The sequence below is a fragment of the Frateuria flava genome, from assembly GCF_017837635.1.
Taxonomy (GTDB): domain Bacteria; phylum Pseudomonadota; class Gammaproteobacteria; order Xanthomonadales; family Rhodanobacteraceae; genus Frateuria_A; species Frateuria_A flava.
The window spans coordinates 163,265-185,699 of the sequence record NZ_JAGJRS010000022.1 but is presented as its reverse complement, the minus strand read 5'-3'; the positions used below and the strand labels follow the sequence as shown (position 1 = coordinate 185,699).

The 22,435-nt window shown below is 68.3% G+C and carries 21 protein-coding genes and 1 pseudogene; 16 read left to right on the top strand and 6 right to left on the bottom strand.

Annotated elements, in window-relative coordinates; translation table 11 throughout:
* Positions 1–5 precede the first annotated feature (5 nt).
* The 3 genes from J7I44_RS12795 to J7I44_RS12785 all read right to left on the bottom strand — a co-directional run bounded on the left by J7I44_RS12795 (position 6) and on the right by J7I44_RS12785 (position 3,697).
* Positions 6–1,895, bottom strand: coding sequence for a TOL_0244 family TonB-dependent receptor (locus tag J7I44_RS12795; RefSeq protein ID WP_209621415.1), 1,890 nt, complete (start codon positions 1,893–1,895; stop codon positions 6–8).
* A gap of 255 nt (positions 1,896–2,150) precedes the next feature.
* Positions 2,151–2,594, bottom strand: coding sequence for a DNA-3-methyladenine glycosylase I (locus tag J7I44_RS12790; protein ID WP_209621412.1), 444 nt, complete (start codon positions 2,592–2,594; stop codon positions 2,151–2,153).
* Positions 2,595–2,644: 50 nt separating this feature from the next.
* Positions 2,645–3,697, bottom strand: coding sequence for an NAD(P)-dependent alcohol dehydrogenase (locus J7I44_RS12785; protein WP_209621409.1), 1,053 nt, complete (start codon positions 3,695–3,697; stop codon positions 2,645–2,647).
* 369 nt (positions 3,698–4,066) lie between these two features.
* Between J7I44_RS12785 and J7I44_RS12780 the strand changes: the two genes are divergently transcribed.
* The 8 genes and pseudogenes from J7I44_RS12780 to J7I44_RS12745 form a co-directional block, all read left to right on the top strand.
* Positions 4,067–4,402, top strand: a complete 336-nt coding sequence (locus J7I44_RS12780; protein WP_209621407.1) for an ArsR/SmtB family transcription factor — start codon at positions 4,067–4,069, stop codon at positions 4,400–4,402.
* Between the two features lie 4 nt (positions 4,403–4,406).
* Positions 4,407–4,895: an ArsI/CadI family heavy metal resistance metalloenzyme gene (locus J7I44_RS12775; protein WP_209621405.1), complete on the top strand. Its 489-nt coding sequence runs from the start codon at positions 4,407–4,409 to the stop codon at positions 4,893–4,895.
* A 16-nt stretch (positions 4,896–4,911) separates the two neighbouring features.
* Positions 4,912–5,298 carry an arsenate reductase ArsC gene (locus tag J7I44_RS12770; RefSeq protein ID WP_209621403.1) on the top strand — a complete coding sequence of 129 codons (387 nt, stop codon included), beginning with the start codon at positions 4,912–4,914 and terminating at the stop codon, positions 5,296–5,298.
* Positions 5,299–5,300: 2 nt separating this feature from the next.
* Positions 5,301–5,960: an aquaporin gene (locus J7I44_RS12765; RefSeq protein ID WP_209621401.1), complete on the top strand. Its 660-nt coding sequence runs from the start codon at positions 5,301–5,303 to the stop codon at positions 5,958–5,960.
* Positions 5,961–6,421: 461 nt separating this feature from the next.
* Positions 6,422–7,420, top strand: coding sequence for a sulfate ABC transporter substrate-binding protein (locus J7I44_RS12760; RefSeq protein ID WP_209621399.1), 999 nt, complete (start codon positions 6,422–6,424; stop codon positions 7,418–7,420).
* 1 nt (position 7,421) lies between these two features.
* Positions 7,422–8,246 (top strand): sulfate ABC transporter permease subunit CysT, encoded by an 825-nt coding sequence (gene cysT / locus J7I44_RS12755; protein WP_209621397.1) that lies wholly within the window; start codon positions 7,422–7,424, stop codon positions 8,244–8,246.
* A complete protein-coding gene (gene cysW / locus J7I44_RS12750; RefSeq protein ID WP_209621395.1) occupies positions 8,243–9,103 on the top strand; it encodes a sulfate ABC transporter permease subunit CysW in 861 nt (286 codons plus the stop codon). Before cysT ends, cysW begins: the two co-directional genes overlap by 4 nt.
* 184 nt (positions 9,104–9,287) lie before the next feature.
* Positions 9,288–10,334, top strand: a pseudogene (locus tag J7I44_RS12745) (sulfate/molybdate ABC transporter ATP-binding protein); the annotation flags it as partial.
* 90 nt (positions 10,335–10,424) lie between these two features.
* Here J7I44_RS12745 and J7I44_RS12740 read toward each other — a convergent pair.
* A complete protein-coding gene (locus J7I44_RS12740) occupies positions 10,425–11,567 on the bottom strand; it encodes an OprO/OprP family phosphate-selective porin (RefSeq protein ID WP_209621388.1) in 1,143 nt (380 codons plus the stop codon).
* 243 nt (positions 11,568–11,810) lie between these two features.
* Here J7I44_RS12740 and J7I44_RS12735 point away from each other — a divergent pair, with 243 nt between their 5' ends.
* From J7I44_RS12735 to J7I44_RS12700, 8 genes are all read left to right on the top strand, one after another.
* Positions 11,811–12,725, top strand: coding sequence for a peptidylprolyl isomerase (locus J7I44_RS12735; RefSeq protein WP_209621385.1), 915 nt, complete (start codon positions 11,811–11,813; stop codon positions 12,723–12,725).
* Positions 12,726–13,143: 418 nt separating this feature from the next.
* The gene (locus tag J7I44_RS12730; protein WP_209621382.1) at positions 13,144–14,070 is read left to right on the top strand and encodes an EamA family transporter; all 927 of its coding nucleotides are present in this window, start codon (positions 13,144–13,146) and stop codon (positions 14,068–14,070) included.
* Between the two features lie 114 nt (positions 14,071–14,184).
* Entirely contained in the window at positions 14,185–15,105 is a 921-nt protein-coding gene (locus tag J7I44_RS12725) for a 23S rRNA (adenine(2030)-N(6))-methyltransferase RlmJ (RefSeq protein ID WP_209621378.1), read from the top strand.
* A gap of 63 nt (positions 15,106–15,168) precedes the next feature.
* The gene (locus J7I44_RS12720; protein WP_209621376.1) at positions 15,169–15,684 is read left to right on the top strand and encodes a Slp family lipoprotein; all 516 of its coding nucleotides are present in this window, start codon (positions 15,169–15,171) and stop codon (positions 15,682–15,684) included.
* Positions 15,685–15,844: 160 nt separating this feature from the next.
* Entirely contained in the window at positions 15,845–16,753 is a 909-nt protein-coding gene (locus J7I44_RS12715; protein ID WP_209621373.1) for a cation diffusion facilitator family transporter, read from the top strand.
* A 316-nt stretch (positions 16,754–17,069) separates the two neighbouring features.
* Entirely contained in the window at positions 17,070–17,996 is a 927-nt protein-coding gene (locus J7I44_RS12710) for an aspartyl/asparaginyl beta-hydroxylase domain-containing protein (protein ID WP_280921082.1), read from the top strand.
* 59 nt (positions 17,997–18,055) lie between these two features.
* Positions 18,056–18,958, top strand: a complete 903-nt coding sequence (sigJ, locus tag J7I44_RS12705) for an RNA polymerase sigma factor SigJ (protein WP_209621368.1) — start codon at positions 18,056–18,058, stop codon at positions 18,956–18,958.
* Positions 18,959–18,999: 41 nt separating this feature from the next.
* Positions 19,000–19,458 (top strand): carboxymuconolactone decarboxylase family protein, encoded by a 459-nt coding sequence (locus tag J7I44_RS12700; RefSeq protein WP_209621364.1) that lies wholly within the window; start codon positions 19,000–19,002, stop codon positions 19,456–19,458.
* Between the two features lie 230 nt (positions 19,459–19,688).
* On the opposite strand, the gene J7I44_RS12695 is transcribed toward J7I44_RS12700, so the two are convergent.
* Positions 19,689–21,122, bottom strand: a complete 1,434-nt coding sequence (locus J7I44_RS12695; RefSeq protein WP_209621359.1) for a DUF2254 family protein — start codon at positions 21,120–21,122, stop codon at positions 19,689–19,691.
* 141 nt (positions 21,123–21,263) lie between these two features.
* The gene (locus J7I44_RS12690) at positions 21,264–22,277 is read right to left on the bottom strand and encodes an isocitrate dehydrogenase (RefSeq protein WP_209621357.1); all 1,014 of its coding nucleotides are present in this window, start codon (positions 22,275–22,277) and stop codon (positions 21,264–21,266) included.
* Positions 22,278–22,435: the final 158 nt, after the last annotated feature.

The window sequence follows — 22,435 nt, the reverse complement described above, 5'->3', positions numbered from 1 at the left end:
GCGCGTCAGAAGTTCAGCCGCGCATCGAGCCACACGCCGCGGCTGATGCGGTTACCGTCGGGATACTCCTGATGCCACGCATGCAACAGGTTCGAACCGGACAAGGAGAGCTCCAGCTTGTCGTTCACAAGCCAGCCCAGGCGCAGGTCCAGCTCCACGTAACCGGGCACCTTCGGATCGGGCAGCGCGTCGATGCCACGCAGGTCGGCGTACAGCGTCCAGCTGTCGGAAAGGTTCATCATCGACCGGATGAAGCCCTGGTACTGGGGATCGTCGCCGGCCTGCGCCACGCCAAGCAGGCCACTGGCGCCCGGCTTGAAGCCCAGGTGCTGGCGCTGCGCATCGAAGCCGGCGCCCAACTGCCACCAGTCGCTGATCGCGGAGCTGCCCCATGCCTCCACGCCGTAGGTGCGACCCTCCATGCCGTTGCCCCAGATCAGCGGCAGCCCCGTGGGCGACAGCTCGATCGTCCTGAGGTCGTCATAGACGTTGTAGTACAGCGACACCGACACGGTCGCGCGGGTGGCGACCTGGCCGCGCCAGCCGGCCTCGTAGGCAGTGAGCTTCTCGCGCTTGAACGACGGATTGCCGGTGAGGAAGACGGCCGTGCCGAGCTTCTCGATCACGTCTTCGTCGAACGGCGTGGGTGTGCGCACCGCGCGCGAGGCGGCGGCCCACAGCATCGTGCTGCGGCCGGGTTGCCAGGACAGCCGCAGGTTGGGCATCAGCGACACGCCCGAGTACGGGTCGTCCTCGGCCTTCAGACCCAGCGTGAGCTCGGTTTCGTCATTGATCGCCACCTGGTCCTGCACAAAGGCGTTGGCCAGGTTCTGCGTGTTCCTGGCCGGGTCCCACAGCAACGAACTGGCCTCTGCGATACGCGGCGTGATGTCGTAGCGGTAGATGCGATCGCCCAGCCCCCACAGCAGTTGCTGGCGGTCGCCCACGGCCAGGCTGTGCTGCAGTTCCAGGTCCAGCGTGTCCAGCGCGAAACCGCTGCCGCCGTCGTTGCTGTCGCGGCGGTGCACATGGTCGTAGTAGGCCTGCAGCTGGAGGCCCGAGGTGTCGCTGATGGTGTGCTGCCAGCGCGCCAGCACGTCCGCCTCGGTGTTGCGCGCATCGGAACCGCCGGGCTGGTCGGTGCGGCCGTCGTGCAGGTCGCCCTGCACCATTACCGTGTCGTCCGGGCTGCTTTGGACGTCCACACGGAAACCGACCTGGGGGCTGTTCCAGCCGTTGCGTGCGGGCCGCCCGTTGGCATCGTCCAGTTCATGGCGACGCACGTGGCGTGCATAGACGCGGTAGTGCGCGTGCTTGCCGAGCTTGCCGCCGTACTGGACGGCTGCACTGGATTCCAGGTTGCCCACGCGGACGGCCAGCAGTCCGCCGTCGGATTCGGCGCTGTTGCGCGTGATGATGTTGATGACCCCGTTGACCGCGTTGGCGCCCCACAGCGCCCCGCCCGGGCCGCTGATCACCTCGATCCGCTGGATGTTCTCCGGCAGCACGAACTGGTCGTCCCAGTACATGCCCGAGAAGATCGGCGAATACACGCTGCGGCCGTCGATCATCACCAGCAGCTTGTTGGGGAAATTCTGGGCGACGTTGTTGCCGCTGAATCCGCGGGCCGTGATGTGGTAATTGCCGGGGCTGGTCTGGAACACCTCCAGGTTGGGCGCCAGCCGCAGGATGTCGGGCAGGTTCCGGGCGCCGGAGCGCATGATGTCGTCATGGCTGATCACGTAGACAGCCGCGGGCGCTTTGCTCAGCGGTTCCGGGTTCTTGGTCACCGAGGAGACGACCACCTTGCCCAGGTCCTCCAGCGTGAGGCTGCCCAGATCCGTCGGCTGGGCCACCAGGCACATTGCGCGGGTCGACAGCGCAAGCAGCGTCATCGTGACGGCACCGCGCGCCAGCACACGTTTGCCCGCGCTCGTGCGAACGCTTCCTTGCGGAGTGGGTTGCGGGCAGCGCATCAGAGCGATCCTTCCAGGGCAGTTGTACAACATCATCTTGTTCTTGGTGCGCCGAGCGACCGCAACGGCATGCTCGCCGGCGCTGGCCCGCGTCGAGCCCGGTTCGAATGGCGGACAGTGTACCGATAACGGCGCAGACGCACCGTGTCCACGCGCAAGGATGCGTGTGGAGGATCACTCTGCCCCGCCGCCAGCCAGCGCCCGCACGAACCAGCGAATGGAAGGGGCGCCGATGTAGTGCGCCCAAGTGTCGATGTCGCTAACCCGGGCTTCGGGGTCGTCGCCAAGCGACTGCAGATACGCCGCCACACTGCCGAACTGCCGGCTGCGCGCCTGCAGATCGCGCGCGTTGCGCAAGCTCGCGCGGATCTTTTTCGGGTTGCGGATCATGCCTTCGGCAGCCAGCAGTTCATCCAGGCATGCGTCCGGCCAGGCAGCGACCGCGGCCAGCGCGAAACCGGCAAATGCCTGCCGGATGGCGGGCCAGCGCGCGCGGACCACGGCTGGCCGGAAGCGGGCCTGGAACACGGCGGCGGTGAGCAGCTCGAAGATCTCATCGTCGCTGCGCGCCGGTCGGCCACCCAGCGGGTTCCAGCCTTCGACGACCGGAAGCGTCATGGCGGGATCGGTCCTGCGCGCGGCGCGCGCGCAGGACCGTTGCGATGGCGTCAGGCGGCCAGCGAGGCGTTGTCGATCACGAAGCGGTACTTCACGTCGCTGCGCTGCATGCGGTCGTAGGCCTCGTTGATCTGCTGCGCGGGGATCATTTCGATGTCGGCGACGATGCCGTGCCCGGCGCAGAAGTCGAGCATCTCCTGCGTCTCGGCGATGCCGCCGATCAGCGAGCCGGCGATCGAGCGACGACCGAAGATCAGGTTGCCGACGTTCGGGCTCGGATGGGCGCGCTCGGGCACGCCGACCAGGCACAGCGTGCCGTCGCGCTTGAGCAGGCGGGTATAGGCGTCCAGGTCGTGGCTGGCGGCCACGGTGTTGAGGATGAAGTCGAAGCTGCCGGCGTGCCTGGCCATGTCCTCGGCGTTCTTCGAGATCACCACTTCATCGGCGCCCAGGTCCAGCGCATCCTGCCGCTTCGATTCGGAGGTGGTGAAAGCGACCGTGTGCGCACCCATCGCGTGGGCGATCTTGATGCCCATGTGACCCAGGCCGCCGATACCGACGATGCCGACCTTCTTGCCCGGACCGGCGCCCCAGTGGCGCAGCGGCGAGTAGGTGGTGATGCCGGCGCACAGCAGCGGCGCGACGGCGGCGAGCTGGTCCTCCGGGTGGCGGATCTTCAGCACGAAGCGGTCGCTGACCACGATCTGCTGCGCGTAGCCGCCCAGCGTATGGCCGGGCGCGTCCGGCGTCTTGCCGTTGTAGGTGCCGGTGAAGCCGTTCTCGCAGAACTGCTCCAGCCCCTCGCCGCAGGAGGCGCAGTGCTGGCAGCTGTCGACCATGCAGCCCACGCCGACGGTGTCGCCGACCTTGAAGCCGGTGACCTCGCTGCCGACCGCGCTGACGTGGCCGACGATCTCGTGACCGGGCACGCAGGGGTACAGCGTGCCAGCCCATTCGGAGCGGACCGTGTGCAAGTCCGAGTGGCACACGCCGCAATAGGCGATGTCGATCTGCACGTCGTGCGGGCCCGGCTGGCGGCGCTCGATATCGATCGCCTCGAGCGGCTTGTCGCTGGCGTGGGCACCGTAGGCTTTGGTCTTCATGGTGTGGTCCTGTGCAGGTGGAAAGAAGGTGGCGACCGGATCGCAGGCGCTTCGCGCGACGCAGGCGTGTTCCCGGGGCGCTGGCCGTCGAGCGCCGGCGTTGGCGTTCGCGAACGCCGGCAACGTCGTCAGCGCCACGGCCCCGACGGTTGCCAAACCACCAGTGTGCGCGTGCCGGCCGCAGGGAGTTAGTGGAAGTCGCGGACAGGCGTCCATGACGTTGGCTCACGAATCGGGCGCCATGAACGGCCCGATCCTTCGGTTTGTATGGGCAGCACGCGGGTGCTTCAACGCTCGGTGGGCTCGAACAGCCAACGTCGGAAGCATCTGCGCTTGACGAGCGCGTTTTATTTCCATAATTTTGGAATCATGGAAATCAAAGACGCCCTCGCCGCGCTGAGCGCCCTCGGCCACGAATCGCGCCTGGCCGCCTTCCGCCAGCTGGTACAGGCCGGCCCGGAAGGCCTGTCGGTGGGCGAACTGCGCGAGCACCTGGCGCTGCCACCGGCCACGCTCAGCGCACACCTCAACGTACTGCGCGCTGCCGGACTGGTGATCGACCAGCGCGAAGGCCGGGTGATCCGCGTGCGCGCCGACTACGCGCGGATGGATGCGCTGCTCGCCTACCTCACCGAAAACTGCTGCGCCGGCTCCGCTGAATGCGTTCCGACGCAGGCCTGCAAGCCACGCCGCAAGGAAACCTGACGCCATGAACCGCTTCCACGTGCACCTGAACGTCGCCGACCTGGCGAGCAGCATCCGCTTCTATACCGCGCTGTTCGGCGCCGAGCCGACCGTGCGCAAGGACGACTACGCCAAGTGGATGGTCGAGGATCCGCGCGTCAACTTCGCCATCTCCAGCACCGGCCGCGAAGCGGGCATCGATCACCTGGGCATCCAGGCAGACAGCGACGAGGCACTCGCGGCGCTCGGCCAGCGCCTGGATGCGGCCGGCGGCGCGCTCGTGCCGGAGGAAGCGACCGTCTGCTGCTATGCCCGCTCGGACAAGCTGTGGACCGAAGACCCGCAAGGCACGCGCTGGGAAACCTTCCACACCCTCGGCGAGGCGACCACCTATTACGCCGGCGAGGCGCCCTGCGCGACCAATGGCACCACCTGCAGCCCGGACCTGCGGGTGGTGAAACCGAAGGTCGCCAAGGGCGCTTCCTGCTGCGCCGCGGACTCCGGCTGCTGCTGAGCGCACGAACCCATCCATGAAAAAGCGCGTCCTGTTCGTCTGCGTCGAGAACGCCAACCGCAGCCAGATGGCGGAAGCCTTCGCCCGCCTCCATGGCGGCGAGGCGATCGAGGCCTGCAGTGCCGGCTCGGCACCCTCTGGCCGCATCAACCCGCGCGCGGTCCAGCTCATGGCGGAACTCGGGTACGACCTCGCCACCCATGCCTCCAAAGCGCTGGACACGGTCGTGGGCGACTTCGATGCGGTGGTCACCATGGGCTGCGGCGACCGCTGCCCGTGGATACCCGCACGCCGGCGCGAGGACTGGCAACTGCCCGATCCGAAAGACCTGGACGACGACGGCTATCGCGCGGTGCGCGACGCGATCTGCGCCCGCGTGCAAGCGCTGCTGGCGTCGCTCTGACCATGCTCGCGCGCAAGCTTCTGGCCGAGTTCATCGGCACCGCGCTGCTGCTCGCCACCGTGGTCGGTTCGGGGATCATGGGCGTGATGCTTTCGCCCGGGAACACCGGGGTGGCCCTGCTCGCCAACGCGGCGGCAACGGCCGCGGCGCTCTACGTCCTCATCGTGCTGTTCGGACCGATCTCCGGCGCGCACTTCAACCCGGCCGTGACCCTTGCCCTGTGGCTGCGTGGCGAACTGCGCGGCCGCGAAGCGCTGGCCTATGTGCTCGTGCAGGTCGCGGCCGCCATCGTCGGCGTGCTGCTCACGCACGCCATGTTCGAGCTGCCGCTGCTGCAACCGGGCACACACGTGCGAACCGGCGCCGCGCAATGGTTGAGCGAGGGCGTGGCGGCCTTCGGCCTGCTGCTGACCATTCTGCTCGGGATGCGGCATCGACCGGCCGCGGTGCCGGCGCTGGTGGCCAGCTACATCTTCGCCGCGTACTGGTTTACCGCGAGCACGTCCTTCGCCAACCCGGCGGTCACCCTGGCCCGCTCGCTGACGTGCACGTTCGCGGGCATTCGCCCCGTGGACGTGTCCGGGTTCGTGCTGGCGCAGGTCGCCGGTGCACTGGCCGCCGTTCCCGTGGCCGCCAAGCTGGACAACCCCACGGACGGTTGAATCCGGCGGGCTGTCCCGTTGCGTCTTCGGCGCATCCCGACGTCGGGAAAGAACGGCCGTTTGTTATCGAAAAGTGGACGGAATCGTCGACGCCAAATGCCACGAATGCCTAGCGGATGCTTAACGGCAGCTGTGTTGCAGTTCGCCTTGAGTACGCCGCTCCCCCGAGGTGGAAACCATGCACGACGCACTCGACATCCGCACCGCTCCCCGGCGCCGTGCCGACACGCCCGCCGCGGCAAGGGCCCGTCGTCCAGGCGCTCGCCGGCGCTTCCCGCGAGAAGCGTTCGATGACTGGGACAGCTCTCGCCACCGCGCGCTTGCGCCGGCCTGATCCGGCGTAACCGCGCTCCAGGGGAAAACACACCACCACGCCACCCTGCGCTCCGCCGCAGAACGGGTGCCTGCGCCTGCGGCGAGGGCATCGCGTGCCCCCACCATCCGTTCGTCAGGGAGATTCCATGAACAAGCTGATTGCCATCTGCGCCGTACTCGGCGCGCTGGCCGCGGGTACCGCCGCGGCGAAGACCGTGACCCTGCTCAACGCGTCCTACGACCCGACGCGCGAGCTCTACCGCGACGCCAACGCCGCCTTCGCCGCGCAGTGGAAGGCGCAACATGGCGACAGCGTGACCATCCGCATGTCCCACGGCGGCTCCGGCAAGCAGGCGCGCGCGGTGGTCGACGGCCTGCCCGCGGACGTGGTGACGCTGGCGCTGGCGCACGACATCGACGTGCTGGCCGACCGCGGCCTGATACCCGCCCACTGGCAGCAGCGGCTGCCCGACAACAGCGCGCCCTACACCTCGACCATCGTGTTCCTGGTGCGCAAGGGCAATCCGAAGAAGATCCGCGACTGGTCCGACCTGGTGCGTCCGGGCGTGCAGGTGATCACGCCCAATCCCAAGACTTCCGGCGGTGCGCGCTGGAACTTCCTGGCCGCCTGGGGCTACGCGCTCAGGCAGGCCGGCGGCAGCGAAGCCAAGGCGAAGGCCTTCGTGCACGCGCTGTACAAGCACGTGCCGGTGCTCGACACCGGGGCGCGCGGCGCCACCAACACCTTCGTCCAGCGCGGCATCGGCGACGTGCTGCTGGCGTGGGAGAACGAGGCGATTCTGGCCAGGCAGGAGATCGGCGGCGCGGACGTGGAGATCGTGGTGCCCTCGATGAGCATCCTGGCCGAGCCCACGGTGGCGCTGGTCGACCGCAACGTGGACAAGCACGGCACCCGCGCGGTGGCCGAGGCTTACCTGAAGTTCCTCTACTCGCCGCAGGGCCAGGAGATCGCCGCGAAGAACCACTACCGCCCGCGCTCGCCGCAGGTGATGGCGAAGTACGCGAACCAGTTCCCGCAGGTACACCTGTTCACGCTCAAGGACCTGTTCGGCGACTGGCACCAGGCCAATGCGAAGTTCTTCGCCGACGGCGCGATCTTCGACCAGATCGGCCCGGGGACCTGACATGAAGCGACGCATCCTTCCCGGCTTCAACCTGAGCCTCGGCTACTCGCTCACCTACCTCGGCCTGATCGTGCTGCTGCCACTGGCGGCGCTGGCCTGGAAGGCCTCGGGACTGGGCATCGGCGGCCTGATCGAGCTGCTGCGGGTGCCGCGCACGCTGGCGGCGCTCAAGCTCAGTTTCGGCGGCGCCACGCTGGCCGCCGCAATCAACGTGGTGGTGGGCCTGCTGGTCGCCTGGGTCCTGGTGCGCTACCGCTTTCCGGGCCGGCGCCTGTTCGATGCGGCGGTCGACCTGCCCTTCGCGCTGCCCACCGCGGTGGCCGGCATCGCGCTGACCGCGCTGTACGCGCCCAATGGCTGGATCGGGCAATGGCTGGCCGCGCTCGGCATCAAGGTCGCCTACACGCCGTCGGGCGTGCTGGTGGCGATGGTGTTCGTCGGCTTCCCGTTCGTGGTGCGCACGCTGCAACCGGTGCTGGAGACGCTGGAGCACGACGTGGAGGAGGCCGCCGAGACGCTGGGCGCCCGGCGCTGGCAGATCTTCCTCAAGGTGATCCTGCCGATGCTGGTGCCGACGCTGCTGACTGGCTTCGCGCTGGCACTGGCGCGCGCGGTGGGCGAGTACGGTTCGGTCATCTTCATCGCCGGCAATATCCCGATGAAGTCGGAGATCGCGCCGCTGCTGATCGTGCAGAGCCTCGAACAGTTCGACTATGCCGGCGCGGCGGCGCTGGGCGTGGCGATGCTGGCGTTCTCCTTCGTGCTGCTGCTGGTGATCACGCTGTTGCAGCGCTGGAGCCATCGCTGGGCAGAGGTGGCGCCATGAGCCGGCCGCCTTCGCGTTCGTTCGGTTGGCCACGCCTCCTGGGGCGGGGCCTGCTCACGCTCGCCGCGGTGGCGTTCCTGATCGTGTTCCTGCTGCTGCCGTTGACGGCGGTGTTCGTCGAGGCCTTCCGCCAGGGCGCCGGCGCCTTCTTCGACGCGATCAGCCAGGACGAGGCGCGCTCGGCGATCTGGCTGACCGTGCTGGTGGCGGCGATCGCCGTGCCGGTGAACCTGGTCTTCGGCATTGCCGCGGCCTGGGTGATGGCGCGCTTCGAGTTCCGCGGCAAGTCGCTGCTCGGCGCGTTCATCGACCTGCCGTTCTCGGTCTCGCCGGTGATCTCCGGCCTGGTCTACGTGCTGCTGTTCGGCGCGCAGGGCTGGTTCGGGCCGTGGCTGGAGGCGCACGGCGTGAGCATCATCTTCGCGGTGCCCGGCCTGGTGTTGGCGACCATGTTCATCACCCTGCCCTTCGTGGCGCGCGAGCTGATCCCGCTGATGCAGGCGCAGGGCAACGAGGAAGAGGAAGCGGCCCGCGTGCTCGGCGCCAACGGCTGGCAGATGTTCTTTCGCGTGACGCTGCCGAACATCCGCTGGGCGCTGCTCTACGGCGTGCTGCTGTGCAATGCGCGCGCGATGGGCGAGTTCGGCGCGGTATCGGTGGTGTCCGGGCACATCCGCGGGCTGACCACGACCATCCCGCTCGAAGTGGAGATGCGCTACAACGAGTACGACTACGTGGGTGCCTTCGCGGTGGCGTCGCTGCTGGCCTTGCTGGCGCTGGTGACGCTGGCGATCAAGACCGCGCTCGAATGGCGCTATGGCGACGAGATCGCCTCGCATGCGCCGGGTGGGCGGTGATGTCGCCCTTCATCGCACGCATGCAGATGGCGGTCGCGCACAGGTGCGCTCCTGCAGAGGCATGCGTGGGCGCGACCACCTGTAGGAGCGCACCTGTGCGCGACCCCGGCCCCCACGCTCGCCATCGGCTCCCAACGCGCGCTCCACACCCCTGGATGGACTCCCTGCACCCCGGAGACGACGCATGACCCTCGAACTGACCCGCCTCAACCGCCGCTTCTCCGATTACCCGGCGCTCAACGATGTCAGCCTGTCGATCGCGCCGGGTGAGTTCCTGGCGCTGCTCGGCCCGTCCGGCTCGGGCAAGACCACGCTGCTGCGCATCCTCGCCGGGTTGGACTATCCGGAGAGCGGGCAGGTGAACTTCAACGGCAAGGACTATCTCGCCGCCGCGCCGCGCGAGCGCAACGTCGGGCTGGTGTTCCAGCACTACGCGCTGTTCCGCCACCTGACCGTGGCCGAGAACGTGGCCTTCGGCCTGCGCGTGCGGTCGCGGCGCGCGCGTCCGAAGCGCCAGGAGATCGAAGCGCGCGTCGAACAATTACTCAAGCGCGTGCAGCTTGACGGCTTCGGCAAGCGTTTCCCGTCGCAGTTGTCCGGTGGCCAGCGCCAGCGCGTGGCACTGGCCCGCGCGCTGGCGGTGGAGCCGGACCTGCTGCTGCTCGACGAACCCTTCGGCGCACTCGACGCTCAGGTGCGCGTGACGCTGCGCCGCTGGCTGCGCCGGCTGCACGAGGAGCTGGGCTTGACCACCGTGTTCGTCACCCACGACCAGGAGGAAGCACTGGAACTGGCCGACCGCATCGCCGTGATGAACCGCGGGCGCATCGAGCAGGTCGGCACGCCGCGGGAGATCTACCAGCAACCGGCCACGCCGTTCGTGTGCGAGTTCATCGGCAAGGCGAACCGGTTGACTCTGCGCCGCGAGGGTGCACGCTTTCTCGCCGGCGGCTGGATCTTCGCCGACGAACCATGGGCCGGCGAGCACACCCGGGCGATGGCCTACGTGCGCCCGGAACACCTGACCCTGTCGACCACGCCAGTACCCGGCGCGTGGCGCGCGCGCCTGCGCCATGTCTATCTCGCCGGCAGCGTGGCGCACCTGGACCTGGACGTGGCCGCACTCGACCATCCGCTGGAAGCCGACATCGCCAGCGAAGACCTGGCGCGCATGGGATTGCAGGCCGGCGCACAGCTGTACGTATCGCCCAGCCACGCAGTGATCTTCCCGCTGGACCATGACGGCAAGCCGGTCGCCGAAGACCGCTGGCTCTGGCGGGCCGGCGTCGTCAGTCCGCCGGTCCGCCTGCCGATCAAGCGCTCAGAAGTTGAGCTGGGCGCGCATCGCGTAGATGGTGGGATCCAGCGGTAGGTTGCCGCGGTCGCTGAAGGCGCGGATCACGTTGGCCTGCAGCTTGAAGTGGGTGTTGATGTACCAGTTCAGGCCCAGCGTCCAATCGTGTTCGCGCCCGCCCATCACCGCACCGTCGTCCAGGTCGAGGGTGGCGTAGCGCAGCGCCAGCTCGAGCGCGCCCCAGGGATGCTGCGGCGTGAGGCCGGCGACCGAGCCGGTCTTGTAGCCGCGCGATTCGCCGGTCAGCGCCCAAGTGCCAAACACGTAGTAGCCGCGCGCGTGGAAGTCGCGCAGGCCGGGGCGGATCGCCTGCATCGCCAGGTATTCGCCCTGCAGCAGCATCGGACCATGGATCCAGGCCGCTTCCAGGCCCTGGCGATCGAGCCGGTCGACGCCCAGCAGCGTGCCGGTGTCGACCAGGCGCACCGGCGTCAGGTTCACCTCCGGGCGGGCGCGGATGCGGCCGGTGCGGTCGTCACGCAACTCGCGCGAGGCGGTCAGGCCCAGGTGCACGACCTCGCCCTGCTCCTGCACCGGGTTGTATACGACGCGGCCGGCGAAGGTTTCGCCGGCGGCATCGTCGTTCAGATCGTGGCGCGTGAAGAACCCCACCTGCAGCAACCAGTGCGGGATGCCCTGGTAGAACCAGTCGACGCCGACACGTCGGCCTTCGTGCACCGCCTGCTCGGGCAGGCTGCGCTCCATGAAGGTCACGTTGCTGGTGGAGGTGTTGCCGTCCTCCCAGCCCACCGGCGTCTTGAACTGGCCGAGGCGGAAGCGGCCCGCCCTGGTTTCCAGGCCGATGTAGTTGTCGACCCAGCTGTTGGACTGGAAGTCGTAGCCGGCGTTGATCGTGAAGACGCCCTTTTTCTCGACGTAGAGATTGAACTCCTGTCGTCGCCAGGTGTGCGCGTCGTCGAACCGGTCGCTGCCGTCGGGCATGCGGTCGTCGGTGAACTGGTTGAGGTCGTACTGCAGCAGGCCCTTCAGGCCGGCGTTGACGCCGTTGCCCAGCTCCACGCTGGTGGGCCAGGAGTCCGGATCGCCCGCGAGCGCCGGTTGGACCAGCCCGCAGGCCAGGGCGGCGGCGGCCAGGATACGTAGACGCATGATCGCTCCCATCGATAGCGAGACCCCTGCTTCGGAAGCAGGAATAACAGGGCGCTGGTTAGCCGTTCATCCACCTGGCGTTCCGCACCGGTGATACGTGCGGTTAACGAAAAACGAAACCGGCGCCAGCAAGGCCGGCATTGTCCCACGCCGCCGGCGGAACGCGTAGACACGGCAACCGCACGGGTGGCGGGAACGCTATAAGCTCTCCAACCTCATCCATGCCTGCAGGGGAACCCAAGCATGCGCCATACGCTTCTCGCCTTCACGCTCGCCAGCCTCCTCGCCCTGCCCGCGCTGGCCGACGAAGCCAGGCCCACGCCGACCACGAAGGAACTGCTGGCCCAGTCCCGGCCGCAGGAATGGCGCACGCCCGACCCGTCCAACCTGCTCGACATGAAGCTGCCCGGCGGGCACGTGCTGATCGAGCTGGCGCCGGACTTCACCCCGCTGCACGCAGCCAACATCCGCACGATGGCGCACGAGCATTACTTCGACGGCCTGGCGATCGTGCGCGTGCAGGACAACTTCGTCACCCAATGGGACGACCCGGCCGCGGACGACGAGGACAAGGCCCGCATCAAGCCGCTCGGAACGGCGAAGAAGACCCTGCCGCCGGAGTTCACCCGCGCGATCGATGCAAAGCTCGAATGGACGCCGCTGCCCGATGGCGACGTCTATGCGCCGCAGGTGGGCTTCTCCGAAGGCTTCCCCGTGGCGCGCGATCCGGCGTCCGGCCGCGAGTGGATCGCGCATTGCTACGGCACGGTCGGCGTGGCGCGCGACGTAGGGCCGGAAACCGGCAACGGCAGCGCGCTCTACGCGATCATCGGACAGGCCCCGCGCGGACTGGACCGCAACCTGGCGGTCGCCGGCCGCGTCATCGACGGCATGGAACGGCTCTCGGCGCTGCCCCGCGGACCGGCGCCGATGGGGTTCTATACGGACAAGTCGCAGCGCCTGAAGATCGAATCCCTGCGCCTGGTGGCGGACATGCCCAAGGCGGAGCGCCCGAAGATCGAGGTACTGCGCACGGACAGCCCCACCTTCGCCAGGCTGGTCGAGGCCAAGCGCAACCGGCGCGATGCGTTCTATACGGTGCCGGCGGGGAAGATCGATCTGTGCAGCGTCGTGATTCCCTCGCGCGAGGCGAAGTAGTCGGCGATCGAGCGACCCGGTTGCGTACGCACCCCGCTCTGCCCGAACCGCCTCCCTCTTGTCAGCATCCCTTCCCGGAAGAGCGCGTTCGAACGGGTGGTGTGAGGGAGGCGCTTCGACTTCGGCGCTACGCGCCTACGCTCTGCGCGAACGATGCAGGCCCCCCGCTCCCGGCGAAACAGGGCTGGGGTGAGGGTCCGGTGGCGCGCATCATGCCGCCCGAGCCCTCGCTCGCCGTGGGTGGCCTAAGCATTGCTGCTTTGAAGGCAGCGCTTCGATGGGTTGCTACGCGCCTGCGCCCGGTAGATGGAAGGGGCGACAGAACGTTCGCCCTGAGCGAAGCGAAGCGAAGTCGAAGGGCCCCTCCTTGCCGCCCCTCCACCTACAATGCGCGCCTCCCCCAAGCGCGACGCTCCCCATGCAAGCCATCAGCAAGGCCCGCCTGCAGATCCACTTCTGCGTGGTGCTGTGGGGTTTCACCGCGATCCTGGGCAAGCTGATCACGCTGCCGGCGGCGTCGCTGGTGTGGTGGCGCATGTTGCTGGTGACCCTCGCGCTGGTGGCCACGCCGCGTGTCTGGCGCGGGCTGAAGGCAATGCCGGCCCGGCTGCGCTGGGCCTATGCCGGCATCGGCGTGCTGGTGTCGCTGCACTGGCTCACCTTCTATGCGGCGATCAAGCTCTCCAACGCTTCAGTCGGCGCGACCTGCATCGCGCTGGGGCCGGTGTTCCTCGCCTTCGTCGAACCGTGGATCGCGCGCCGGCGCTTCGATCCGCGCGAACTGCTGCTCGGGGTGGCGGTGGTGCCGGGCGTGGCCATGGTGGTCGGCGGCGTGCCTGTCGCGATGCGCATGGGGCTCATGGTGGGCGTCGCTTCGGCGCTCCTGGTGGCGCTGTTCAGCGCGTGCAACAAGCGACTGGTCGAACACGGCGACCCGCTCACCGTGACCTGCCTGGAGCTGGGTACCGGCACGCTGTTCCTCGGCCTGCTCGCGCCGCTGCTGCCGCATGCCGGCAACGCCTTCGTGCTGCCCGGCCTGCATGACGGTGTCCTGCTGGTCCTGCTGGCCTTCGGCTGCACGCTGCTGCCGTTCGCGCTGGCGCTGGTGGCGCTGCGCCACCTGAGCGCGTTCGGCACGCAGATGGTGACCAACCTGGAACCGGTTTACGCCATCGTGCTGGCCGTGGTGCTGCTGGGCGAGCAGCGCGAGCTGGCCTGGCCGTTCTACCTGGGCGTGGCGGTGATCCTGGCCGCGGTGTTCGTGCATCCGTGGCTGAGCCGCCGCAAGGAGCCGGCGCAGCCGGAGCTGCTCGGCGTGAGCGAGTCGCACAGCACGGGCGACTGAACCCCGGCCTCCTGCAGGAGCGCCCCTGGGCGCGACCGCTGGCCTCCCGACTCCGTGCAGTCGCGCCCAAGGGCGCGTCTGCAGGGGACAGGAACGGGCCTCTATACTCCGCCGATGAATTACCGCCACGCCTACCACGCCGGCAATTTCGCCGACGTCCTCAAGCACGTCGTGCTGGCCGCGCTTATCGACGCGCTCAAGGCCAAGCCCACGCCGTTCGCCGTGATCGACACCCATGCGGGCAGCGGCTGCTACGCGCTGGAGGGCAAGGAGGCGGAGAAGACCGGCGAGTGGCGCGAAGGCGTGGGCCGGCTGCTGTTCCCGGACGTCGGCCCGCACGCGAGCAGCGGCGGCACGCTGCCGCCGCTGCTGCGGCACTGGCTGGACGGCCTGCTGTCCCTGCCCGGCAACGAGCAGGGCCTGAAGCTCTACCCCGGCTCGCCGCTGCAGGCGGCCAGGGCCATGCGCGCGAACGACAGCGCCCAGCTGTGCGAGCTGCAGCCGGAGGAAGCGACGCGCCTGCGCGAACTGTTGCACAGCGACAAGCGCATGCACGTGCACCAGCGCGACGGCTACGAGGCGCTCAAGGCGCTGCTGCCGCCGAAGGAAAAGCGCGGCCTGGTGCTGATCGATCCGCCCTACGAGGCGCAGGAGGCCGAGTACCGGCTGATCGAGCAGGCGATCAAGGGGGCGCTGGTGCGCTGGCCCACGGGCGTCTATGCCGTGTGGTATCCAATCAAGCAGCGCAGTCAGGTGCAACCGTTCCTGCGCTGGCTCGGCCATTGTGGCGCCCGCCGCGTGTTGCGCGCCGAGCTGCTGGTGCATCCGGACGACTCCCCGCTGCGGCTCAATGGCTCGGGCATGGCCATCCTCAACGCGCCGTGGAAGCTGGATGAGACCCTGCGCGAGCCGCTGCGCGCGCTGTCCCGGCTGCTGGCGCAGGGGCGCCCGGCCGAATGGCGGCTGGACTGGCTGCTCGAGGAAGGCGCGGCGCCGCCGCCCTCGCCGCTACCGCGTTCACACGGCCGCCGCTAAGCTCGCTCCGGACCGCGGCGGCATCCCGCCGCGCCCTTTCTTCGCCAAGGTCAGGAGCCCGCCATGCGCATCCGCCTCGCTTCGATCACGTTCCGCTCGCTCGTGCCCGCCACGTTGCTGATGCTTGCCGCCTGCGCCCCCGCGCCGATCTACAAGCCCGCCGCCGACGCGGTCGGCGCGGCGCCGTACCAGGTGGCGCAGTCGCCCGAACAGTTCGCCAGCAAACAGGTGATCTGGGGTGGCCGCATCGTCGGCGTGACCAACCTCGCCGACCACAGCGAGGTGGAGATCCTCGCCTACCCGCTGGACAAGTCGCAGCGGCCGCAGGCGAACGACAGCGGCAATGGCCGGTTCATCGCGGTCATGCCCGGCTACGTCGAATCGCTCGACTACCCGGCCGGCGCGCTGATCACGGTCAACGGGCAGCTCAGCGGCAGCCGCGCGGGCAAGGTCGGCCAGGCCGATTACGTCTTCCCGCTGGTGCAGGTGAACCAGTCGCACGTCTGGACCGCCGACGAGATGAACAAGGGCAAGAACAACGTGCACTTCGGCGTGGGCGTGGGCGTCGGCATCCGCTGATGCCTGGGCCATGTAGGAGCCCACGTGTCGGCGATGCCTTCTGACGCGCTGGCGCCAAAACTTCGCCCACTAGTGGGCTCCCACGAAAGGCGGTCCGACGGCGGCGCAATGTCATGCGCTGCCCTAGACTAGCCGGCTCACCTGCCACGGAAACGGTTTCATGTCCGGTCACGCCAATTCGCTCAAGGCGATCTTCCTCGCGCTCGGCGCCAACTTTGCCATCTTCATCGCCAAGCTGGTGGCCGCCTTCGTGACCGGTTCGGGCGCCATGCTCGCCGAAGCGGTGCATTCGCTGGCCGACTGCGGCAACCAGGGCCTGTTGCTGCTGGGCATCCGCCAGGCGAAGAAGCCGCCGTCGGACGAATACCCGCTGGGCTGGGGCCGCGCGCTGTACTTCTGGTCGTTCCTGGTGGCGATCCTGCTGTTCAGCGTCGGCGGCATGTTTTCGGTCTACGAGGGCGTGCACAAGCTAAGCCATCCCGAACCGCTCAAGTGGCCCTGGCTGGCACTCGGCGTGCTGGTGTTCGGCATCGTTGCCGAGGGCATCTCCATGCGCGGCTGCATGCAGGAGGTCAACAAGGCGCGCGGCGAGCAGAATCTGTGGACCTGGTTCCGCGAGACCCGCTCCAGCGAGTTGCTGGTGATCTTCGGCGAAGACCTCGCGGCACTGATCGGCCTGTGCCTGGCTGCGCTGGCCGTGGGCGCCACCATGCTCACCGGCAACCTTCTGTTCGATGCGATGGGGACGATCGCGATCGGCGCGCTGCTGGTGGTGGTGGCCGTGGCGCTGGCGGTCGAGGTCAAGGCCCTGCTGATCGGCCAGGGCGTGGAACCGCGCCGGCGCGCCGAGCTGATGGCCTTCCTGGAAAACCGCGCGGAAGTGGCCAAGGTGCTCAACCTGATCACACTGCAGATGGGCGCGGACGTGATGGTGTCAGTCAAGGCGAAGATGGAGGCGTGCGCCAGCGATCGCGCGATGATCGAGGCCATCAATACGGTGGAGCGGGCGATGAAGGCGCAGTTTCCCGACATCCGCTGGAGCTTCTTCGAGCCGGACCTGGTGGACTAGCCTGGCCCTCCCCCGCGGGAGAAGGTCCAGCTTCCTCTTCCCGCCGGGGAGAGGATCGCGGTGAAGGGGGCGGGGCTCGCGACCGGAGCCATGCTCCGATCCATTCCCAACGCAAGAGTGGCCCCTCACCCCAACCCTCTCCCCGGTGGGGAGAGGGAGCAAGGGCGTGCTTCGACCCATCGCTATCGCAAGAGTGTCTCCATAGCCAGCCTCTCCCCGGGGGAGCGGGCCAGGCTGCCGTACCGTTCCAAGGCGTTCGCCGGCGTAGAATGAACCGTCCCATCCGCGATACAACCCCATGATCCTCACACCTCGCCTGGTCGTTCTGCTGCTGCTCCTGCTGTTCGCGCTTTGCGTGCTGCTGGTGCACCTGCGCGGGCGGGCGCGGCTGCGCTTCGACCGCCAACTGGTCGACCATTCGGCGATCTTTGCGCCATACAACCTGCTGATGTACGCCTTCTCGGCGGTGCCGGCGCGACCGATCCTGGACCGCCGCGGCTTCCCGCAGCTGGACCTGCTGCAGGCCAACTGGCAGACCATCCGCGAGGAGGCGCTGCGCCTGTTCGACGAGGGCCACATTCGCGCCGCCGAGAAGCACAACGACGCCAGCTTCAACAGCTTCTTCAAGCAGGGCTGGAAGCGCTTCTACCTCAAGTGGTACGGCGAACCGCTCGCCTCGGCCGAGGCGCTGTGCCCGAAGACGGTCGCGCTGCTCAACGCCATCCCCAGCATCAAGGCGGCGATGTTCGCCACGCTGGCGCCGCACAGCAAGCTCAACCCGCACCGCGACCCATTCGCCGGTTCCCTGCGTTACCACCTGGGCCTGATCACGCCGAACTCGCGCGACTGCCGCATCTTCGTCGACGGCGAGGAACACGCCTGGGGCGACGGCAAGGACGTGGTGTTCGACGAAACCTACGTGCACTGGGTCGAAAACAAGACCGACCAGACCCGCGTGATCCTTTTCGCCGACGTCGAGCGCCCGTTGCGCACGCGCTGGATGGGCGCGATCAACCATCGCGTGGGTGCGTTCATGGGCAAGATCACAGCCTCGCCCAACGCGGACAACGGTGCCGAGAAGGTCGGCTTCGTCAACCGGATGTTCGCCCTGAACCAGCGCAGCCGCGAGCGCAGCAAGGCCTTCAAGCGCAGGCACCCGAAGCTGTTCCGCGGGCTCAAGTACGCCGGCATCGTGCTGCTGATCTGGCTGGTGTTCCTGGCGCCCTGGCCACTGGTGCGCTAGGCCACGGTCACTTTTTTCGCCGGTCGCGCGTCCTGGCCTCATCCCACCGGAGATTTTCCATGGATGCCCAGACCGCCCTGTTCCAGCAGCACCGCCCGCGCCTGTTCGGGCTCGCCTACCGCATGCTCGGCACGCCGACCGACGCCGAGGACGTGCTGCACGACGCCTGGCTGCGCTGGCACGCGCAGGACACCGCCCTGCTCGACGACCCGGAAGCCTGGCTGGTCACCGTGACCACCCGCCTGGCGCTCGACCGCCTGCGCCGGGCCAGGACCGAGCGCGAGCACTACACCGGGCCCTGGCTGCCCGAGCCGCTGGTGCCCGATGCCGAGCACCCGGAAACCGAGCTGGAGCGCGGCGAGACGCTCACGCTCTCCTTCCTGCTCCTGCTCGAACGATTGAGCCCCGAAGAGCGCGCCGCCTTCCTGCTGTACGAAGTGTTCGACTACAGCCACGCCGAGGCCTCGGCGATTCTGGGCATCGCCGAGGATGCCTGCCGCCAGCGGGTGCACCGCGCCAAGACGCGCCTGCGCGAGGGCCGCCCGCGCTTCAGCGTGGATGTGCGGGCCAGGCAGCGCATGATCCAGCGCTTCTCCGAGGCGTTGAAAAAACCGGACCTCGCATCGCTGCGCGCACTGTTTGCCGAGGACGCCATCGCCATCTCCGACGGCGGTGGTGTGGTGCGCGCCGTGCTGCGGCCTTTGCAGGGTGCCGATCGGCTGGTCCGCCTCTACACGCAGATCGCCACCCGCTTCTATTCGCAACCAGGCGTGTGTTTCACCACCACGACGCTCAACGGCGAACCGGTGCTGTTGGCCTGGGCCGACGACACGCTGGTCAGCGCGACATGGGTCGAATGCGAGGGCGACCGCATTACCGCCACGCTGGCATTGCGCCACCCCGGCAAACTGGCGCGCCTGGCGGCGGTCACGAAAAGCCGGCCCGTGGCGTCCTTGCATTGAACGGCCCATGTCGGGCCGCCTTCCAAGCCAAGGAGCCTCCCATGTCCCGTTTCGCCATCCAACGCCACTACAAGTCGATGATGCCGCTGGTCGAGCTCGGCAAGCAGGTCCACGACGCCGGCCGCCTGGAGCCGCGCCTGATCGACCTGGTGCTCATGCGCGTCTCGCAGATCAACGGCTGCGCCTACTGCCTGGACATGCACAGCAAGGACGCCCGCGCCGCCGGGGAAACCGAGCAGCGCCTGTACGTGCTGCCCGCCTGGCGCGAGACCACCCTGTTCAGCGAGCGCGAGCGCATCGCCCTTGCCTGGGCCGAGGAACTGACCGAGCTCGTCTCGCACGACGCGGTCTCAGATGCCCTCTACGAGCAGGCTCGCCAGCAGTTCGACGAGGCATCGCTGGTCGACCTGACCCTGCTGGTGGTCACCATCAACAGCTGGAACCGCATCAACGTCGCGGCCCGCACGATCGGCGGGAACTACCAGCCGGGGACGCACTGAGCCCATCGCGCCTGCGGCCTCCCCCCGTCCGAAAGGAAGTCTCACCCGCAGGCGCCCCGCTCTACCAACCGGAATCCGCACCGCCACCTGAACCGGGCGCCGGCTCTCTTCCGAGCCTTCCCCCGCCCCGCGGGGGAAGGTGCCGACAGCCGGATGGGGGCCACCGGAGCCAGCGACCCGACGTTCGCGTGAACAGGAACAACGCGGCGGCCGCGCGATGCCCTCAGCGATCACCCCGCGGCGGAGGCGCGCGTCGCGCGCGAGCCGAGCTTGCCCAGCGAGGTGGCCATGGCCTGGTGCGCGGCGCGCACTTCGGCGGCAAGGTCGCGATGGTGGGCCAGGTCGAGCGCCTCGGCCAGATCGGTCAATGCGCTGTCGAGCTCCACCGTCAGCACGTGCTCGCCCAGCGCCGACAGGCTGCTGCGGATAAGCCTTTGCGCCCGCGGCTGCTGGCCCGGCGGCAAGCGGCCGAACATCAGCACGAAAGTTCGCACGAACGAAGCCATCGTCTGCGGCTGCATCGATTCGGAGCCGACTACAGCCAGTATCTCGAACGTGTCCAGCAGTTTGGCGAACACATTGTCTTCGTAGACGACCGGCACCTGCGACGCACGCCGATCCGGCGTCTCGGTCGTCGCTTCCGTTTCGGCCGACCATCGCGCCATCAGATCGCGCAGGGTGTGCAGCACCATCCGGCCAGGCGCCGGGTTGGACTTGGCGGTCGATACCGAGGTCCAGCCGATCACCGCCAGCTGGTCGATCCCGTAGGCCGGGTCACCGTCCAGGTCGCGCTGCTGTTCAAGCCGGATCGCATTGCGCACGGCGTCGACCAGGCTCGCCGGCGCGTGCTCGGTGGGCGTGCGGATGGTCGCCAGCATGTCCTCGAAGGCGACGTAGTGCCCAATGGCGATCGCCAGGACAACCTCGGCGCCGGGCGTCCTGGCCAGCGCCGCCGCCATCGCGTCCAGGTCCACCCGCACCACGTAACCGTGCCCGGCGGCGCGCACGGGCGTGGATAACGATGCCGTAGCGGACGCCTCGGGCCGGGTGCGCCGCAGGAACTCCTGCTGGGTCCTGCGGGCGCGCAGGATGTGATCGTGGATGGTCTCGATCACCACCACCGGGCGCATCTGGTTGATGGTGGTGTAGAGCAGCACGATGATCAGCGACATCGCCACGAAGGTGAGCACCAGCGCCGCGGTCGCGCCGAACACCGGGTTGTACGGCCGGTTGACGGTAGCAAGGATCAACAGCATGTAGACCGCCAGCCCGACGAAAAACCCGAAGTAGAGCTGATTCAAGCGGCGCCGCAGGAACTGGTCGTAGACCACCGGCGTGAGCGCACCGGCCGCCTGCTGTACGGCCAGCAACAGCAGCGAGAAGGTGATCGAGGTGACCGTGATGATGCTGCCGGCAATGGTCGAAAGCAGCGAACTGGTGGCCTCCGCGTCGCGGAACAGCACCACGCGGATGGTGGTGCGCACCGGCTCCAGCCATCCGATGCGCGCCGAATCGAGCGCCGAGGTGCCCGCCGCCAGCAGCAGGAAGCCGACGATGAGCAGGCTTGGCAGGCCCAGGAATTCGACGAACGCGCGGCGGACGGTTTCCCAGGATCTCTTCAGCCGGCTGTCGCCCTCGCAGGCAAGGCGTTGGGGATCTGTCATGCGGTGAGCTCCATGGTCTCGGCTCCGCTTGCAACGCCTGCAAGCGGCCGGCGCTTCGGCGCGTGCCGAAGCGCTGGAAAGATCAGAGCATCACGGGCGTGGCGCTGCCGTCCACGCACCACCCGCCATCATGACGGTGATTCAGCCAGCCAGGCGGCGGGAGATCGCTTCGCCGAAGCTGGCGGTGTTGCCCTTGCCACCCAGGTCCGGCGTGACGTGGTCATGGTCGTTGACCATGGTCTCGCGGATGGCGCTGCGCAGGCGGGTGCCCTTGTCGACCATCCCTAAGTGGTCGAGCATGTCGGCCGCGGCCAGCAGCAGCGCGCAGGGGTTGGCGATGCCCTTGCCGGCGATGTCCGGCGCCGAGCCATGGACCGCCTCGAAGATCGCCGCGTGCTCGCCGATGTTGTCGCCCGGGGCCAGACCCAGACCGCCGACCAGGCCAGCGCACAGGTCCGAGAGGATGTCGCCGAACAGGTTGGTGGTCACGATTACGTCGAACTGCTCGGGGCGCATCACCAGCTGCATGCAGGTGTTGTCCACGATCATCTCGTTGAACTCGATCTGCGGGTATTCCTTGGCGATCTCGCGCGCCACGTTGAGGAACATGCCCGAGGCGGTCTTGATGATGTTCGCCTTGTGCACCGCCGTGACCTTCTTGCGGCCCTTCTTGACGGCCATCTCGAAGGCGTAGCGCACGATGCGGGCGCAGCCCTTGCGCGTCACGCGGATCATCGAGGTGGCGATCTCGCCGTCCTCGGATACGCTCTGGCCTTCGGCCAGGTAGGCGCCCTCGGTGTTCTCGCGCACCGTGATGATGTCGATGTTCTCGTAGCGCGCCTTGGTGCCCGGGAAGCTGGTCGCCGGACGCACGTTGGCGTACAGGTCGAAATGGCGGCGCAGGGTCACGTTGATCGAGGTGAAACCGCCGCCGATCGGGGTGGTGAGCGGGCCCTTCAACGCAACCTTGTGCTCGGCGATCTTGTCCAGCGTGGGCTTGGGCAAGAGGTCGCCGTGCTTCTCCAGCGCCACCATGCCGGCGTCGACGAAGTCGTAGGTCAGGCCGCAGTCCAGCGCCTCGAGCACGCGCAGGGTGGCGGTCATGATTTCCGGACCGATGCCGTCGCCCGGGATGACGGCGATGGTTTTGCTCATGGGGAACTCCTTGGGGACTGATCGCGGCCGCGCGGCTGGGCATGCGCGCGGCAAAGAGCCCCATTATCGCCGATGCGGCCCCGTGCCGGCAGCAGGCGGGGCCCGCCAGGGCGTTGCAAATCCTCGCATGGAGCGTTGCGGTTCATCGCACTGCACGG